Source organism: Sphingomonas sp. Y38-1Y (assembly GCF_032391395.1).
Taxonomy (GTDB): domain Bacteria; phylum Pseudomonadota; class Alphaproteobacteria; order Sphingomonadales; family Sphingomonadaceae; genus Sphingomonas.
In genome coordinates, this window is record NZ_CP135916.1 from 1,628,899 (window position 1) to 1,646,560 (window position 17,662).

At 67.7% G+C, this 17,662-nt stretch carries 13 protein-coding genes; 4 read left to right on the forward strand and 9 right to left on the reverse strand.

Going from position 1 to position 17,662, the window contains the following annotated elements; all coding sequences use genetic code 11:
- Positions 1–24 precede the first annotated feature (24 nt).
- Complete coding sequence (locus RS883_RS07775; RefSeq protein ID WP_315764560.1) at positions 25–2,460, forward strand: hypothetical protein; 2,436 nt, start codon at positions 25–27, stop codon at positions 2,458–2,460.
- On the opposite strand, the gene RS883_RS07780 is transcribed toward RS883_RS07775, so the two are convergent.
- The 8 genes from RS883_RS07780 to RS883_RS07815 form a co-directional block, all read right to left on the reverse strand.
- Positions 2,450–4,264 (reverse strand): GtrA family protein, encoded by a 1,815-nt coding sequence (locus tag RS883_RS07780; protein WP_315764561.1) that lies wholly within the window; start codon positions 4,262–4,264, stop codon positions 2,450–2,452. The two genes, RS883_RS07775 and RS883_RS07780, sit on opposite strands and share 11 nt — an antisense overlap.
- On the reverse strand, positions 4,261–5,160 hold the full coding sequence (locus RS883_RS07785; RefSeq protein ID WP_315764563.1) for a glycosyltransferase family 2 protein: 900 nt from the start codon (positions 5,158–5,160) through the stop codon (positions 4,261–4,263). Before RS883_RS07785 ends, RS883_RS07780 begins: the two co-directional genes overlap by 4 nt.
- A complete protein-coding gene (locus RS883_RS07790) occupies positions 5,157–6,854 on the reverse strand; it encodes a hypothetical protein (RefSeq protein WP_315764565.1) in 1,698 nt (565 codons plus the stop codon). The genes RS883_RS07785 and RS883_RS07790 overlap by 4 nt, the downstream gene beginning before the upstream one ends.
- Before the next feature lie 11 nt (positions 6,855–6,865).
- Positions 6,866–8,992, reverse strand: a complete 2,127-nt coding sequence (locus tag RS883_RS07795) for a polysaccharide biosynthesis tyrosine autokinase (protein WP_315764566.1) — start codon at positions 8,990–8,992, stop codon at positions 6,866–6,868.
- A 60-nt stretch (positions 8,993–9,052) separates the two neighbouring features.
- Positions 9,053–10,405, reverse strand: a complete 1,353-nt coding sequence (locus tag RS883_RS07800; RefSeq protein WP_315764568.1) for an outer membrane beta-barrel protein — start codon at positions 10,403–10,405, stop codon at positions 9,053–9,055.
- Positions 10,406–10,449: 44 nt separating this feature from the next.
- Positions 10,450–11,022 (reverse strand): polysaccharide biosynthesis/export family protein, encoded by a 573-nt coding sequence (locus RS883_RS07805; protein ID WP_315764570.1) that lies wholly within the window; start codon positions 11,020–11,022, stop codon positions 10,450–10,452.
- A 396-nt stretch (positions 11,023–11,418) separates the two neighbouring features.
- Positions 11,419–11,940 carry a glycosyltransferase gene (locus RS883_RS07810; protein ID WP_315764572.1) on the reverse strand — a complete coding sequence of 174 codons (522 nt, stop codon included), beginning with the start codon at positions 11,938–11,940 and terminating at the stop codon, positions 11,419–11,421.
- Positions 11,937–12,623: a hypothetical protein gene (locus RS883_RS07815; protein WP_315764574.1), complete on the reverse strand. Its 687-nt coding sequence runs from the start codon at positions 12,621–12,623 to the stop codon at positions 11,937–11,939. The genes RS883_RS07810 and RS883_RS07815 overlap by 4 nt, the downstream gene beginning before the upstream one ends.
- Before the next feature lie 77 nt (positions 12,624–12,700).
- Between RS883_RS07815 and RS883_RS07820 the strand changes: the two genes are divergently transcribed.
- Together RS883_RS07820 and RS883_RS07825 are read left to right on the forward strand one after the other, a co-directional pair.
- Positions 12,701–13,420 carry a metallophosphoesterase family protein gene (locus RS883_RS07820; RefSeq protein ID WP_315764576.1) on the forward strand — a complete coding sequence of 240 codons (720 nt, stop codon included), beginning with the start codon at positions 12,701–12,703 and terminating at the stop codon, positions 13,418–13,420.
- 143 nt (positions 13,421–13,563) lie between these two features.
- Entirely contained in the window at positions 13,564–13,824 is a 261-nt protein-coding gene (locus RS883_RS07825; RefSeq protein WP_315764578.1) for a hypothetical protein, read from the forward strand.
- A 227-nt stretch (positions 13,825–14,051) separates the two neighbouring features.
- Here RS883_RS07825 and RS883_RS07830 read toward each other — a convergent pair whose 3' ends face one another.
- Positions 14,052–14,996 carry a M48 family metalloprotease gene (locus RS883_RS07830; protein WP_315764581.1) on the reverse strand — a complete coding sequence of 315 codons (945 nt, stop codon included), beginning with the start codon at positions 14,994–14,996 and terminating at the stop codon, positions 14,052–14,054.
- Positions 14,997–15,117: 121 nt separating this feature from the next.
- On the opposite strand from RS883_RS07830, the gene RS883_RS07835 reads away from it, so the two are divergent.
- Positions 15,118–17,610 carry an O-antigen ligase family protein gene (locus RS883_RS07835; RefSeq protein ID WP_315764583.1) on the forward strand — a complete coding sequence of 831 codons (2,493 nt, stop codon included), beginning with the start codon at positions 15,118–15,120 and terminating at the stop codon, positions 17,608–17,610.
- Positions 17,611–17,662: the final 52 nt, after the last annotated feature.

Below are 17,662 nucleotides of genomic sequence, written 5' to 3' on the forward strand. Positions count from 1 at the left end.
CCCCACTGGTGATCGATCGACAGGATGGAGCAACGTGCCCGGCGCAACATCCGCTATGAGGATTTCGTCAAGCCGAAGCGTCGGCGCTGGCCCTGGATCCTTGCCGCTGTGACGCTCGCCGCGATCGCCGCAGCGGCCACTGCCGCTTACTTCTGGTGGGCACAGCCGAGCGGCCCGCCCGCGACCCCGCCGCCCGCGCTGTCGAGCGCCGGCGCGCCGGTGCAGAACGAACGCTATCAGTGGCGACCGGTCGCGATCGGCGGGGGCGGCATGATCTCCGGCCTGTCGATGGACGCGGGCGGCAAGACCTTCGTCATCCGCACGGACGTCTATGGCGCGTATATCTGGGACAAGGGTGCCAATCGCTGGAGCCAGCTCGTCACCGCCGCATCGATGCCGGCGATCGACCGCGTCCAGAACGGCGCGGCTGAGGGCGCGTACGAGATCGTCGTCGCGCCTTCTCGCGCCGAGCGGATCTACATGGCGATCAAGGGCCGCGTCTATCGATCGGACGATCAGGGGCGCAGCTGGACGCTGCCCGGCGCTGGCAATCCGTTCCCGCTGACCTGGGACGCCAACAGCGAATATCGCCTGCACGGCCCCTTCATGGCGGTCGACCCGCGCAATCCCGATCTCGTCTTCCTCGGCACGCCGGGTAACGGCCTGTGGCGGTCGGCGGACGCGGGCGCGAGCTGGGCGCGCGTCGCCAGCGTGCCGGTGAGCGTCGATCGCAACCCCGATGCTGCAGGGGCGCAGGCGCCGGGCACGATGCTGTGGTTCGAGCAGCCCGCGGGTGGCAAGCCGACCGGCCGCCTGTTCGCACTGGCGCCCGGCACCGGCATGTTCGTCTCCTCGAACGGCGGCCTCAGCTTCACCCCGCTCGGCACCGGAGGGCCGCGCACGCTTCAGCGCGGCGCGTTCGATCGCCAAGGCAATTTCTGGGGCGGCGACGATCATTCCAAGTCGATCTGGTCGTTCAAGGGCGGCCAGTGGACCGACGTCACCCAGGCCAAGGGGCTGAAGGCACTCGACTACGCCGCAGTCGCCGCCAATCCGCGCGCCGACCAGGTCATCATCATCGATCGCAGCGGTAACGGGTACCAGACAAGCGACAGCGGCGAGAGCTGGTCGAGCTTCGGTCACAGCGCCGAGGTCGGGCCGGGCGATCCGCCGTGGTTGCGCACCGCCGATACCGCCTTCTTCACGACGGGCGACCTGCTGTTCGACCCGGTCGTCCCCAATCGCCTCTGGACCGCGCACGGCGTCGGCGTCTGGTATGCAGACGTGCCCCCGGGCAGCGCCGTCGCCGCCTGGGTCAGCCAGACGCGCGGGATCGAGGAATTGGTCGCGAACGACGTGATCCAGCCGACCGGCGGCGCGCCGCTGTTCGCCGGCTGGGACTTCGGCATCCATGTGAAGAGCGACCTCAATGCCTTTTCGACAACGTTCCAGCCTGGCGAGCGCGCGCTGATCTCTGCGCAGCAGCTCGACTGGACGCCGGCGCGCAAGGGCTTCGTCATCACCAACGCGTCCGACGCGCGGATCGGCTGCTGCGCCGACGGCAATTCGGTGATGGCGGGATACAGCAGCGACGGCGGGCGCAGCTGGCGCAAGTTCGGCTCGCTGCCGACGCCGCCGGGCACCAAGGAAGACGATCCGTGGCGGATGTCGTTCGGCACGATCGCGGTCTCTTCCAGCAACGCCGATAACATCATCTGGGCGGCCGCCTGGAACCGCCAGCCTTTCTATACCAAGGACGGCGGGGCCAGCTGGAAGCCGGTGGAACTGCCCGGCGCGCTGAACGAGACGCCCGGTTCGTTCGGTCACCAATGGTATCAGCGCAAGACGCTGACCGCGGACAAGTCGCAGCCTGATACCTTCTACCTCGTCCACAGCGGCGACGGCGGCAACGCGCCGCTGCTGGGCTTGTGGCGCACGCGGGACGGAGGGGCGACCTGGTCGCGGACGTTCGAGGGGGAGATCGCGCCCTCGAGCAACATGGCGGCGAAGCTGCGCTCGGTGCCGGGCCATGGCGGCCACCTGTTTTTCACCTCGGCCTTCGAGCACACCACCGACACGACCCTGCGCCGCAGCCGTGACGGCGGCGCGACCTGGGACCTGGTACCGGAGGTCAACCGGGTTGACGATGTCGCCTTCGGCAAGGCGGCGAACGGCGCGGCGTACCCGACGATCTTCATCTCGGGCCGGGTGGGCGGCGTCTATGGCATCTGGCGGTCGACCGACGATGCCAAGAGCTGGCAGCAGCTTGCCGACTTCCCCAACGGCACGCTCGACCAGGTGACCGTGATCGGTGCCGACCCCGACGTGTTCGGCCGCGTCTATATCGGCTACAAGGGATCGGGCTGGATCTGGGGCGAGCCGGCGCCGTGCAAGCCCGCACCGCGCGGACCGCGCGCCGCCGAGCAGTGCGTCGGCGTGGCCCCCGCCGTCAGAAACTGATGCGGCGGCGCGCGATCGCCAGGCCGGCGAGGGGTAGCGCGAGCACCCAGATCACGCGGTCCTGATAACGCTGCGACTGGTTCGACAGGCCGCCGCAGATGAAGGCGTTCCCGACCACGCCGGCGACGAGCAGCGCCGCAGGGACGCCGCCGCGCGAGCCCGTTCGCCGGGCGGCAAGCAGGAGGACGAGAAGCCCCCCTGCCACCATCGGCCAGATCAGCAAGCGATAGACGCCGGTTGGCAGCGCGCCGCGCTCGGCCGGTGAAGCGGCGATGGCGGCGCGGATCGTCGGCGGCATCCGCTCGGCAACGCCCGGATCGGCGAGCAGCGGCATCCGGAAGTCCTCCAGCCCCGTCAGCGTCAGCTGGCGAATTGCGCCGGCCGCAAAGGTCTGAGCGACCCAGCCCGGATGGTCGGCGACGACTGCGCGGACAAAGGCGAAATGCTCGGCCGCGATCCGTGCCTGGAGGTCGGCATCGACCGCGGTGAAGATGCCGATCCGCGGATCGGGGCTCCACATCAGCACGTCGGTGGTCTGCGGCGCGCGTCCGGCGAAGCGGCAGAGCGCGAACCGCGGATCGGGGCAATGCTCGTTCAGCCACGCCGTACCGGGACCATCGGCAATCAACCGCATCGCGAGGAACGGCGGGCGGATCGGCTTACGCCCCAGCGCCATCGCCACACCCTTGGCAAAGATCGCGTCCCCGACCGGCCCCGTCGCTGCGGCCACCAGCACCAGCAGCGGCGCGGCGAACCGGACACCGCCAACCCGGAACATGGCGAGCAGCAGCCCCAGCAGCGCCAGCCCCGTGATCAGCAGCACGTGGGAACTATGGATCAGCGCGGCATAGGCGAGCAGCGCCAGCCAGAACACGCGCCAGCCGAGCGTTTCCTTGTCCCAGCGCGCGATGGCCACGCTCGCCGCGACGATGGCGAGGCCGGCGAACAGGTCGGGCAGCAGAAACGACACGAAATAGGGCAGCGACGTCAGCATCGCGACACCGAGCACCGCGCCGGTCAAGAGCGCGAAGCATCGCGGATCTCGCGCCGGGTCGACCACATGTCGCGCCGCGCCGATCAGCACCGCGCCGGCGAGCAGCGCCTGGACCACGACGGGCCAGGCCATGCTGCCGAACAGCACACCCAAATAGAGGAGCAGCCCGTAGAAGATCGACCGGCCGAGAATGACGTTCTTGGCAACGCTGGAGGGTGTCTGTGCCGGTGCGGCGTCAGGTGCCGCCTCGACCCGGTCGGACCAGATCGTCGAGCGGCCGGTCAGCTTCATGCCGAGCGCGTCTGCGCCGCGGATGTAGCTCGTCGTGTCCGAGAAGTAGATCGGCGTGCCGTTAACCAAGGCCGGCCAGGCGAGCAGCAGGCCAAGCAGGAACAGCAGCCGCTGGCGCCAGCTCAGCCGCCCCGCCGCGCCGCGGAAGACGAAGTGCTTCTGCACGAAGAACTTGGCGCAAAAGGAGCTGCCGAGCGTCAGCAGCAGCGCCGCGGCGTATGGAAGGCGCGCACCCTCGAACAACAGCAGGAAGGCGAGATATTCGGCGCCGCGAAACGCCAGGCTGGTGAGCGCGAAGCGTGCGAGGTCGCCGCGCGCGCCGCTGGTTCTTGCGAACACGAAGCGGCGGATCAGCACGAAGTTCATCGCGAACGCCGCCACAAAGCCGATCGCCACCGCGATGCGCGGGTCGATGCCGAAGACTTCGTGAAGCAGCACCGGCAGCCCGAAAGAGACGGCGGCACTCAGCACGCTGGTACCGAGATAGCGCGTCATCTGACGGGCGAGCGCGCGGCTCATCGGCTGCCCAGTCGCTTGTCGATCATGTCGGCGATGAGGATGAACATGCCGATGTTGAGCGCGAACAGGTAGAGCATCACCGTCTTGTCCGTGATGTTCTCGAGCAGGAACACATCGTAACCGAGCGACACGGTGCCCATCGCCATCAAGCCGGCAAACACCGGAAAAAAGGCGCGGACGGGCGCGAAATACACGCCGGTGCGCAGGATGATCTTGATGAAGCGAACGGTGTCGCGAACCGGCTTGATGTGCGACTTGCCGGTGCGTTTGGCATAGCCGATCGGCACGAAGATCACGTCGAGAAAGTTGGTCAGCGTCGCCAACGTAATGGTGATGGTGAAGCTGAACCCGTCGGGCAGGATGCCGAAGAAGCGCTCGCTCACGTCCTTGCGGAACACGCGCATGCCCGAATTGATGTCGGGAACGGGGCGGCGGGCGATGTACGACACCCAGCGCTTCAGGAAGAATTTGGGGAAGGCGCGCACCTTCGAATAGGTGACGTTCTCGCCGACCCGGGCACCGACCACCATGTCGCGGCCGCGGCACAGCTCGACCAACTCGCCCAGCCGCTCGTTGGGATAGGTGCCGTCGGCGTCGGTGATCGCGATATACTCGCCATGCGCCTGCCGGATGCCGGTCTTCAGCGCCGCGCCATAGCCGCGATTGAGCGGATGGTGGACGACGCGCAGCTGCGGATATTGCGTGACCAGCCGTTCGAGAATCGAGGCGCTGGCATCGACCGAGCCGTCGTTGACGACGATCACCTCGTGCGGCGGCGCCTCTGCCAGCGCGCGGTCGAGCTCGGCGATGGTCGCCTCGATCGAGGCTTGCTCGTTGAAGCAGGGGACGATGACCGAGAAGGTCGGCACGTCGCCCGTTTCGCTCTCCGCGCTCATTGTCTGACGATGCCCCCCGTCGGCAGGCCCCCGTGCCCGCGCTGATGCGGCGCATAGCCGGTCGAGCGGGCTTGCGGAAGCGTTCGGGTGCGCAGGCGATAGAGGTCGAAGCGCTCGTCGCCGGTCGCGTTTCGCTCGGCGCCGAGGAAGGCCGTGGCGCCGCGAAAGGCGGCAACATCGGCGGGCTCGGCGATAAAGTCGCCGTAAGCGCCGCGCGCGCCGATGCGGCGTTCGCCAGGGGGCGGCAGCGGTTCGTTGAGCAGCATCACGACCTCGCGACCGGTCTCGCGACGGAGGCGCCGGGCTTCGGCGAGGATTCGGCCGGGCGTCACGGCTGTGGCTTCGGTGCGCTTGAGTCCGACGACGTCGGCGAAGGCGTGTTGGCGCAGAGAGTAGGTAGGATTGCGTGAATAATAGGGAAGGGCCTCGCCCATCGTGTCCGGATCGGTGATGACGATTGCGTCGCCAAGCCCGGCATCGTCGAGGCGAGCCGCGACCGCGGCGATCGCGCTCTCCGGCCGGCCGGCAGCGCCATTGGCGATCGCGCGCGCGCTGACCGCGAGTTGGCTGGCGAGCAGCAGGGCGAAGGCGATGCGGCCTGCACGCTCGAGCCGGCGGACGAGCGGGGAACCGGGGCTGGGCACCATGCTGGACGACAACCAGAGCAGCGTCAGGTCAAAGGCGACGATCAGCGCGGCGTGGCGATAATGGCCGGGATAGATGCAAGCAAACACGACTTGCAGGCCGATCAGCGCGGCCGCGGCGGCGAAGAGGGCGGGGGGACGGCGGACGAACACGCCCAGCGAACCGATCAGCAATGCCGCCGCGAGCAGCTGAAGCGCCGGATTGACGAAGAAATTGCCCCAGAGCCGAGCAAAGCCGGTGCCAGGAATCAGCATCAAAGCGCGAGCGATCGGTGCCATCGGCTCGATCCCGGGCGCGTCCTCAACGGGAGGGAAGACGGACCAGGCACAGAGCGCAACGCCGGTCGCGACCAGTACGCCGCCGATCGCGAGCGGACGAAACGCTGCCCCTGCGCCCCGTTCGCGGATCATGTCGAGCGCCCAGAACAGCCACAGGGCGCCCGCCAGCACGACCGAATGGACGTTGGTGTTGCACAGCAGGGCGAGGATGAGGCCGAGCCAGATGCCGCGCTCTCGCAGCCGAGGATAAAGCGCGGCAAAGCCGAACATCAGCAGTACCGAGACGCCGTAATTCCGCGCGACGACGGTATATTGGTAGAGCGCGATCCCGCCCAGCGCGAACAGCGCGATGAGCGGCAATCGCAGCCTCGAAACGCCCAGGAGCGCCACGAACCCGGCGGCTGCTGAGAACGCCAGGATCGGAAGGATGGTCAGCGATCCGGTAAGGTCATGGCCGATGCGGAGCAGCAGGTGCCAGAGCAGCGGGTGCCCATAACCGCGCGCGAGCGCCGGCATGTCGGCCAGCGTGTCGCCGCGTAGCGCAAGGGAAAGCGCGCGGATCTCGTCGCGCCACATGACGTGATTGGCGGCGAGGGAGAGCGCGCCGCCGAGCCAGGCAAGAAAGACGAGGAGGAGGCCGAGCGAGCGCCGTCGCGATTGCGGCGCCGGCTCGAACCAGTTGTCCAGCGAGGACCAGCCGAACCGTAGCCAAGGCGCCTCCCCATGATGCGATCGCCTGAGCGATGCATTCACGGGGAGGGGGGCCGTCATGCGAGCCAGGCTTAGGCGCGCGCTTCCTGATAGTAGGTTGAGTACTTCTTGCCGTAATAGTAATAGGCGCCGACGGCCTGCGAACTGGTGTCCACCATCGTGAACATCGCACCGACCAGGTTGGCACCGTCGCCGCGCAGGAAGCCCGCCGCCGACGCGACCGCGTGCTTGGGCGTCGCATCCCACTTGATGACCAGCGCGACCGCGTCGGCCAGCGCCGCGAGGAAGCGACCATCGGCGAGGCCGACGAGCGGCGGCAGGTCGAGGATGACGACGTCATACTGCGCCGACAGCTCGTCCAGGATCTTCGGCATCAGGTCGTTGCCGAACAGGTTCTCCGACGTGAAGTAGGGCTTCTGAACGACGATCTGGTCGAGACCCTCGACGCCGCTGGGACGGATCGAGTCCGCCAGCGATACCTCGCCGTGGAGGACCTCGACGATGCCGGGATCGCCGGCATTGACCGGCGTGATCGTGCGCAGCTGTGCGCGGCGGACGTCGGCATCGACGATGATCGTGCGATCGCCGTTGAGCGCCATCGTCCGCGCCAGTGCCAGCGCCGTCGTCGTCTTGCCCTCGCTCGGCAGGGCCGAGGTGAGCGCGATGATCTTGGGGCGCTGGCCGTCGCCGCGCACGCCGATCAGCGAGGCGCGCGCGTTGCGCAGCGCTTCGGCGAACTGCGACGTCGGCTTCTCGATGAGGAGATCGGCCGGACGATCGGTCTTCTTGACGTTCGGCACCGCGGCGATGAGCGGCACGCCGAGCTCGGCCTCGACCTCGTCGATCGAGCGAAGCCCGGTGACCATCAGTTCCTGCACGGTGATGACCGCGATGCCGAGGCCTAGGCCCGCGAGCAGCGACAGGAGGATGAGCAGCGGACGGTTGGGCCAGCTGGGCGCCGGCGGCGTCTCGGCGGTGTCGATGATCTGCGCCTGCGCGATCGAGTTCTGCGCCGCCTGACGCGCGTCGAGGGCGAGCTGCGCCATCTTGTCATAGGCGGTGTGCTTGCTGTCGGCGTCGCGCTGAAGGCTGGCGGCGATGACCGACGCACGGGCATTCTCGCCCTGGCGCCGCTCGAGCCCGTCCATCGATGCGCGCAGGCTGGCGGCGCGCGCCTCGGCCGCGCTGGCGTCGGCGGCGAGCGAGCGGAGCACACGGTTAGCCTCGTCGCGGATCTGCTCGTCGACGGCGTTCAGCTGATCGCGAACCTTGACGAGATCGGGATAGCGGTCGCCATAGCGGACCTGCATCGCCTGAAGCGTCTCGACGATCATTGCGCGCTGGCGGCGAAGATCCTGGATCGTGCCCGACTGGCGGACGTCCGAAACGGACTCGAGCGCGCCGCGCGACACCTGCGAACGGGCCGAATTCTCCTTCGACCGGGCCTCGGCCGCGACCGACTCCGCGCTGGCAAGCTGGAGCGACAGCGGGCCGACCTGCTGATCGACGATGGTGCTGGCGTTGCTCTGGCCGCCGCGGACGATGCCGGCACGCGCCTGGAACTCGGCGACGCGCTGGTCGGCGACGCGGACTTCCGCCGCGAGTTCGTCCATTCGGTTCTGGAACCAGGCGGTCTGGCGTTCGGCGGTGCCGATCTTCTTGCCGACCTTGGTGTCGAGATAGGCGGCGGCATAGGCATTGGCGATCCGCGCCGCCTTGGCCGCATCGACCGAGCTGAAGCGGATCGCGATGATGTAGGTCAGGCGGTCGCGAGCGGCGCTGAGATGGCCGTTGACCGCGCGCACTGTGGCCTCGAGCCGCTGTTGCTGGTTGAGCCCCTCGGCGGCTTCGCCGGTCGGTGCGAACTCGGGATCGTTGACGAGGTTGAGGCGCTGGACCACGACCTCGCTGACGTCGGTCGAGGTGATGACGGCGACCTCGGTCTCGATCGCTTCGCTGGCGAGCTGCGCCTGCGCTTCGTTCGCCGTCCGGGCGAGTGGATTGCGGCTGGGATCGATCTGGATGCGGGTCACGCCCTGATAGGTCGGCGTGATCTGGAAGACCATGATCGTGCCCAGGATCGTGACGATCGCAGTCACCGCCGCCAGAATGAGGATGCGCCGCCGAATGACGTCGCGCGCCGTCCGGATGACGTCGGAAAGCCGACCCTCGTAACCCGCCCTATCCGCGATCTGCATCGCCTTCGTCCTTCCCGCTTCGGCTGCATGCAACGCGCAGCCATACCCCGCAACACACCATCATCGACGAACGCGGATCCCCACGCTTGCCCGCAATTCGTCGAATGGATTGCCCAGCCCCGCACCCGTCGGCCGGCTCGATCCATAACCCAAACTTGCCGTAAAGCCCAGCCACCGCGATGCCTGATAACGGCCACTAAAACTGCCGCGCAAAACGTCCGTCGACGAGCCCAGCGTCGGATAGTCGCGCTTCTGACCATCGATCGAGGCGCTGAGGATCAGGTTGCGCAGCAACTCGTGATCCGCGCCGATGGTCAGGCGATTGATCCACAGCGCGGCCGAGTTGCCGATGCTGACGTCGGACAGCACACGCGACGCGGAAATCGACACCGTCGTGAGTTCGCTGGGGAACAGGTCCACCCGCGCCTGTACCGAGAGGCCGCGCGCCGTCGGATAGCGGCCAGCGTCGTAGTCGCGGATCGTGTATCCGATGCCGACCGCGCCGCGCGCTCGGCCCGCCAGGTCGAAATTGACGCCGCCGATCGCGTTGTAGCCCCGCGAATCCCGGTTCGGCGTGTTGTTGGGCAACGGCACCGAATAGTCGGTGCTGTCGATCGTCAACTGACCATAGACCGACGTGCTGGGCGTCAGCGCGTATTCGTACAGACCGGCGGCCCGCAGGATCTCACGGTTGCGGAATTCCTGGTTGCGGCGGCTGCCGTCCGCGAACTGGATGGTGTTGAAATCCAGCGTCGTCCGGTCGATCGTTCCGATGATCCGCGTCCGGCCCGGCTGGAACGTCCCGCGCAGCGCCGCATAGGATCGCAAATAGTTGGACGGTACGATGACGTTGGCGACCAGATCCTCCGAATAGGGCGATTCGAAGGTGCGATCGACCTGCAGCGTACCGTCGAGCCGCAGGTCACGACTGACGTCCAGCCGCCCCAGCGTCGACAGGAACCAGCCTTCCTGATTGCGCAGCGTTTCGTTCGCGTACCGGCGGATATCAGCGTTCGCGACGACGCTCAGACGATGCCGGCTCCAGAGCGAGTTGACGCTCAGCGTGGGATTGATCGACGCGAACACGTCGGCGCGCTTGTTGTTGTTGTCGGTGAAGACGTTGTCGGTGAAGTTGGTCGAAACGCCGATCGCCGGATTGACGCGGAACGCGCCCACCCTGACGCCCACCGCGTCGTACGAGGGGCGGGCGCGTTCGGTCACGCTGATGTTGCGATCGCGGTTGAACTCGGGATCGATCGCCGGCTGGATAAGCGTGCCGGTCGCCTCGCCCGCGGGGCCGACGACCTGCGCGCTCAGCGCACCGGGCACGACGCCGACGGCCAGCGCCGCGGCGGTGCGGCACAGCCAGACCGTGCTTACCTGTGATATCGATGCACGCCGACGATCACGCACGATCGATCGCCTCCGAAATCACGAACCCGGACGCGGGCGACGGATCAAAAGAACCGCTCCTTGAGTCGGATCGTGTCGCCCGGCCAGACGCGCAGTTCGGGCGTGAGCACATATTCAAGCTCGACCTGCTCGCCGAAGCGGCGGATCAGCACAGTCTTGCGATTGGCGCGGGGCGTGAAGCCCTGCGCCGTGGCGATCGCATTGAGTGCGGTCATGTTCGCCTGATAGGGGAACTGGCCCGGCGAGCTCACTTCGCCCAGCACGAAGAACGGGCGATAGGTCGTGATCTCGGCAGCGACGCGCGGCTCGCGGATGTAGCCGTCGCCAAGGCGCTGCTGCACCGTGGCGGCGATCTCGGCCGGAGTCTTGCCAGTCGCCGCGACATTGCCGATCAGCGGCAGCGACAGCACACCGTCGGCACCGACCGCGAACTCGCCGCTGAGCTGAGGCTCGTTGAACACGGTGACGCGCACCTTGTCGCCGGCGCCGAGCTGATACGCTTCTTCGGCGGTGCTGCTGACATAGCGCTCACCCGACGAAATCGGCGGCGTGCCCGACCGGCCGCAACCCGAAAGCAACAGCGCACCCGCCGCCATCGCCCATCCGATCCTGTTCACCCTTGACCCCGCTTTCATCCCTTGCGCCACGTTACTAACCGCAAAGTGGCATTTCATCAAGTTTATTGGCCGGTGATCCGTCTCGTCAGTAAAAGTCGCGCCATTTCGCCAAAAAGCGTTCGATATGCTCAAGAACCGATATTTGGGTGACCAACTAAACTCCTGAGCGATTGGACGATTATGCCTATTTTATCGAAGGTAATCTTGCAGAAAAGCGCCGCAATCCCGGTTGGTTGGCGTGAGCTTCGCGGCAAAATAACGTAGTACTTACGCTACCATAACTATGCTGCGCTGCGGCAAAGCCTTTGGCCGAGTTCGGGATCTATGGATGGTCATTGTGCTTGCGGGTTCGGCGATCGCTTGTCAGGTCATTTCTAATCTTGCGCAATGCAGCCCTCAGTGCGCGCGGCGTCGCAAGCGGCGCAGGAGCGATGGTTCGCCGACGCGATCGAGATGCGAGCGAAGCTGCCCGACGAACGCTTTCGACGCTTCGATGTCGGGGCAGGCGCCTGGCTTCAGCTCTGCGATGCGGTCGAGCAACCCCGCGAGCATGATCTCGTTCTCCGCGACATAGACGCCGGGCCAGTCCATGAACTTCTTGGCCGTGGCGATCTGATGCCCGTTGCGGTGTTCGTTGCGGCGATCGTCACGTGCCATGATGATGATCGGCTTGCCCATCTCCATCGCGGTGATGATCGATCCCATACCGGCATGGCTGACCATGACGTCGCATTGCTGCTGAAGCTCGCCGAACTGGTCCGGCTCGAGGAATTCGAAGCTCTGCAGGGCAGTGGGCTGATAGAGCGCGGGGCCGATCTGTGCGACGATGTTGCGCTCGCCCGTTCGGGTCGCCCACTGGTCGACCGCGCGCACCAATCGGTCGAACGGCAGCTGTGTTCCTACCGAGACGAGGATCACAGGATCTTGCCGAAAAAGCCGAGCCCGCTCTTGGGCGTCGCAAGGTCCGACCATTGGGTCAGGCGCAGATCGGCGAACGGGCGGATCGCTGAGGCCGAGAGCGACGGCTTTTCGCTGTTGGCGATGCTGTCGATCCAGATCGTGTGAGCGCCCATCAGCTTGCCGATCAGCAGCGCCACCGCGCCGGGGGCGGCGCCCGTCGACAGCACGACATCAGGGTCGAAGCGCCAGACGATCGGCAGAAGCCGCGCAAAGGTGCGCGTCACCTTTGCAACCGTGTCCCGCGAGCTGTCGGGGATCGCGAGTACGTCGCGGTGCCCGATCGGTGCGGTCATCCCGGTCGAGGTGCTGACGAATTGGCAATCCCAGCCGTCAAAGGCTGCGCAAAGATGGCGAAGCTCGATCCAGTGCCCGCCGGCGGATGCGACCAGCAACGCGCGGCGCGGCCGTGGTCGATCGGCGGTGGCCGGATCGTCGCGCGCGTCGGTCACGCCCAGTGCAGATGAATCATCCTGCACTCGCGACTTGGAGGATGTCGCAAGGGCGGGGGCCACGCGGGCCAGGCGCGAGGCCATCACCGCGGCCGTTCGCGGGGGCGAACGGACCGATGCGCTATCTTTCGCCCGCGAAGCCGAATATGTTCGAGATCCGGCGTGAACCGCGTCAATCGAAAGATCCTTCAATCGTCCGCCCAAAGCCCGTGCAAGTGCGGGCTCTGCCCCCGGAAAGACGGCCATACCGCTAGCCCGGAGCCCTATTCTTGCCAAGTACCGATTTGGGTGAGCGCATCTATGCCGTGGGCGACGTCCATGGTCGATACGACCTGCTGACGGCGATTCTCGACCGGATCGCAACGCATTCGGCGTCGCTGCCCCCCGCCAAGAGCTTTCATATCATCTTTTTGGGTGATCTGGTCGATCGAGGCCCCGACAGCGCCCGGGTGCTGGGTCTGCTCTATGATCTTCAGCGGCAGACTGACCGGATTGTCGTGCTGGCCGGTAATCACGAGGAGGCGATGCTTCAGGCGATCGATGGCGATCCCGAGCATCTGCGCATCTGGATGGGGGTGGGTGGTGCACAGACCGTCCGCAGCTTCGAACTGTCGCCCTATCGGCGCGGTGACGATGCCCGCGACTATGCGCGGCGGCTGCGCTCGGCGATCCCGCGCGACTGGGTGTCCTGGCTGAAGCGGCTGCCGATCACGGCACGGTCCGGCGATTATTTCTTCTGTCATGCCGGCGTGCGGCCGGGCGTCGCGCTTCGGCGGCAGACGCGAACCGATCTGCTATGGATCCGGGACGACTTCCTCGACGATCCGAGCGATCATGGCGCGGTGATCGTTCATGGGCACAGTGTGGAGCCGGAAGTGTCGATTCGCGCCAACCGAATCGGCATCGATACGGGCGCGTATCGTAGCGGCGTGCTGACCGCGCTCTATCTGGAAGGCGATCGGCAGGAGACGCTCGAAGCAAGGCTTTGACGAGGCGTAACTGGAAGGATGCCGCATTGTTTAAAGCGAGTCATTGCAGACGACCCCGAATTGACTTTCGACAATCCGTCAGGCATGACGATCGCGAAATTGTTGCGTTGCGAAAACGTCGACGCGAATTGGAGGAAACGGGGATGATCAAGAAGATCGCGCTTGGCGTTGTCGCGACGACGCTTATTGCCGGCCAGGCCGTTGCCGCCGATGTGCGTCCGGCGCCGGTGACCATGAAGGCCGACGCGCAGGGCGCTCTGCCCACGCCGGCGAAGGCTTCGGTCCGCAAGAAGAACAAGGCGCTGGCCGGTGCTGGCGTGATCATCCCGATCGTCGCGGTTGGCGCGGTTGGCCTGGCGGTCGCGGTTGCGGCCGGCGGCGGCGGCAGCGGCAGCAACGACTGATTTGCCGACGGGCTGTCGCTCGTCAGCCAAGGTTTGAGGAGGGCTCCTGCCGCTGGCAGGGGCCCTTTTTGTTTGTGCCGTCCGGGTGTCGGGATGATTGCAGGCCGATCGGTTTGATACTGATTGGGTGGCGTCCTGTGCGTTGGAGATCGACCTCTGAGTTCGCTCACAGACCTTGGCGCGGGCAGTTCGGCAAACGGGATTGCCGATACTGCGATCGACGCCGCTTAGTCGCCGGTCGAGACTGCGGCGCGGAGGGCGTCGACGCGCTTACCTGTCGATGGATGGGTGAAGGAAAAGCGCGAGTGACCTTCGCGTGCGGCCCAGGCGACGAAGCGTTCGCCGCCCATAGGATCGTAGCCTGCTGCCTTCAGGATGCGGATGCCGAGCGTGTCCGCCTCGATCTCGGCGCGGCGGCTGCGGCCCCCGTCCAGGCCCAGGCTTGCGGCAACGCTTGCGCCCCCAGTACGCGCCGCGTGCGAGAGGATGTTGTGCGCCATCTCGTGCGCGACGACGAAGGCGAGCACCGCGTCGTCCGGGGCGGTGTCGACGAGCGCACTGGTGACGGCGACGCGCTTGCCGTCGGACCAGCCATTGACGTCTCTGGACGACGTCACGACCACTTCGCCGCCACAACCGGGCCGACCCATCAGCGTGTGCTCCAGAAGGAGCATGACGGCCGGCGACGGCCGCTGAGTCGTCAGGCGAACCGACCCTTTCGACAGCGACAGTTCGAGCATCGAGGCGAAGCGCTCGGTGCGCGCAGGGCTGGCCTCGTCGCCGATCCGGTCGAGCGCGAAGTCCGCCATCGGGCGATCGTCGACGATGGTGACCTCGTCCCCCGCGCGGATGCCGGCCACCGCGGCCGGGCTCCCCGGAACGACCAGCCGCACGCCGAAGCCGGTACCTAGCTTCAGCGCCGATCGCACGCGCGCCCGATCCGCGGGTTCATAGGCGGCGATGTCGTGGAGAACCATGCCCGTGACCGGTCGCGGCTTCGCGCAGAGCCCCGCATCCGCCGCGCGGCTGGCGAGGCGATAGGCGAGCGCCGCGACCCGCCCCTCGCGCGCGAGGTCGTCGGCGGCCAGATCGCTTGTGCCATGCGCCGACACGGCGAGCGAAAGAGCGACCGCGAACATGGCGATGCGAAGGCGGCGGCGGGATGCGGACACGGGGCGCATAGTCCGCCTTGACGCGCCGCGCGCAAGACCTGATTGCCAAGCCTTGTCCGGGAGTTCGTCGCACGTGCCATCCGCTTCGTCATCGCCTGCGGCGGGATCGTCCGCGACGCTGATGCTCTATCGCCTGACGCTGGTGCTTGCGGCGCTGATGGCGGTGTTCGGGGGATCGGGGCGAACCTATCCGCTCGTGCAGCTGCCGATCACGCTTGCGGCACTTGCCGTGCTCGGCTGGGCAACGCCGCTCGCGCTTCGGCTGCGTCCCACCGGACTGGCGCTGCTCATGGCGCCGTTCGCCGCATTGCTGGCGTTGGTCGTAATCCAGTCGCTGCCGCTGCCGCCTGCGATCTGGCGCGCGCTGCCGGGCCATGCGCTCGCCGCCTCGATCCTGGATGCGATCGGCGGAGGCGACGGGTGGCACGCGATCTCGCTGGCGCCGGATGCCGGGATAGGCATGCTGCTCCACGCGGCCGTGCCGCTCACAATGCTGGTCGCGACGGCGTGCCTGTCGGATCGGCGGCGCGTGGTCGTGCTTCGCGTCATCGTGGCGGTGGCGGCACTCAGTTCGGTGCTGGGTGCGCTTCAGGTCGCGATGGGCGCGGGCGGAGCGCCCATCCTGTTCGACACGCAGCATCGCGGCTTTGGCGTCGGGCTGTTCGTCAATCGAAACCACCAGGCGACATTCCTGCTGATCGCGCTGCTGCTGGTTGCGGTGCCCGGCGTCGTCGAGGTGCAGGGCGAGCGCAGGCGACAGGTCGCGCGCGATCGGCTGCTCGCGCGGACGGGGCTGCTGGTCCTCCTGTCGCTCGGCATCATGGCGACGCTGTCGCGCACAGCGCTGGCGCTGCTGCCGCCACTCCTGATCCTCGCGGCGGCGTTGATCGTCGAGAAGCAGGGGCGCGCGCGGACGCTGCTGATCGCGGCGGGGCTGTTCGCGGTGGCGATGCTGGTGCTCGCGCAGACGGGCTGGTTCCAGCAATTGCTGGGCCGCTATGCCGTCACGTCGGACGACCTGCGGCCGCTCTACTGGTCGACGACGCGACTGGCGATCGGCGAGGGGATGCCGTGGGGCACCGGCCTTGGCAGCTTCGATCCCGTCTATCGCAGCTTCGAACCGCTGGGCGAGGTCAACCGCCTCTACGTCAACCATGCGCACAACGACTATCTGGAGCTGGCGCTGGAGGGTGGGCTGCTTGGCCTGGGCCTCGCCGGCCTGGCGGTGGCGGCGGTGATCGTCGCGGCAGTGCGTGCGTGGCAACGCGCGGCGCGGCGGGAGCGGTCGACGATCGTGGTCGCGCTGGCGGGATTGGGGGTGATCCTCGCGTGGTCGCTGGTCGATTATCCGCTGCGCATGACCGCGCTGGCGGGGCTGGCAGGGCTGCTGCTGGGGCTGCTGGTGCCGGCGCGCGACGCGAGTGTGCGCGGTGTGGCGCGCGGGGCGATCGGCTGGCGGATCGGTGCGGCAGCGATCGGCATCGTCGCGATCCTCACGGCCGGAAGCGATGCTTTGGTGCGGGGGGGGCGTCCGGGAGTTGCGACGGTGCTGACGCCCTGGTCGGCGAGCGCGTGGTCAGCGCTGGCGAGCGAGGCGCAGCTCGGCGGCCGCAATGCGGAGGCGATGGACGCGGCGCGGCGGGCGTTGGGGATTGCGCCGGTCGATGCGGTTGCGGTGCGGGCGCTGGGCATGGCTGCGGCGGCGAGTGGCGATACCGAAACCGCGAGTGCGATGCTCGGGCTGGGCGCGGCGCTCGGCTGGCGCGAACCGCACCATCAGCTGTGGCTGGTCAACGAGGCGATCCGCGCTGGCGATCTCAGCGTGGCGGTCGAGCGGCTCGACGGGCTGATGCGGCTGGGCGGCACGGGCAATGCGGTGCTGCTGCAGCAGATGCAGATCCTGACGACGGTGCCGGGGGCGACCGACCTGATCGCGCTTCGGCTGGCGCAGCGGCCCGGCTGGCGCCAAGGCTTGCTCAACACGATCGCCGATGGCGAGCCGGAGGCGGCGCTGTCGCTGCTCGCCGCGATGCGCCGGGCGGGCGTGCCCGCGACGCCGCAGGAGACCGAGCTGCTGCGCTGGCGCCTGAGCGATCGCGGGCTGGACGGCGACGTGCTGCGCGCGTGGCGCGAGAGCGAGGGGCGCGGATGGATCGGCGACGGCGGGTTCGAGCGCGTGGGCGCGACGCTGCCGGAGGGAGCGGCGCCGTTCGCCTGGTCCGCGCCGCCGCTGTCGGGCGTACGCGTGTCGATCGCCGCCGATCCTGGGCATGGCCGGGCGTTGCAGATCGCCTCCGACGGCTATGGTGTCGGAACGGTGCTCGCGCAGACGCTGGCGCTGCCGCCCGGCCGCTATCGGCTGGGAAGCCGGGTGCGCGCGCAGGGCGTGGTCGAGGCGAGGGGCGGCTGGCAGCTGGTCTGCCGCAACCGCGCGCCCGCGGCGCTGCCGATGCGCTGGTCGGATGCCGGCGGCGGCTGGCGGCAGGGGCAGGCGCTGGTCGACGTGCCGGCCGGTTGTTCGCGGCCGCGGATCGAATGGACGATCGGTCGCGGAACGGGCGAGACGCCAAGTTGGACCATCGACGACGTAACGCTTGAGAGGCTCGACCGATAAGTCACGGTGTCCCCACAACATTGCTGCAGTGCGCCAAACCACTCGCGACCTT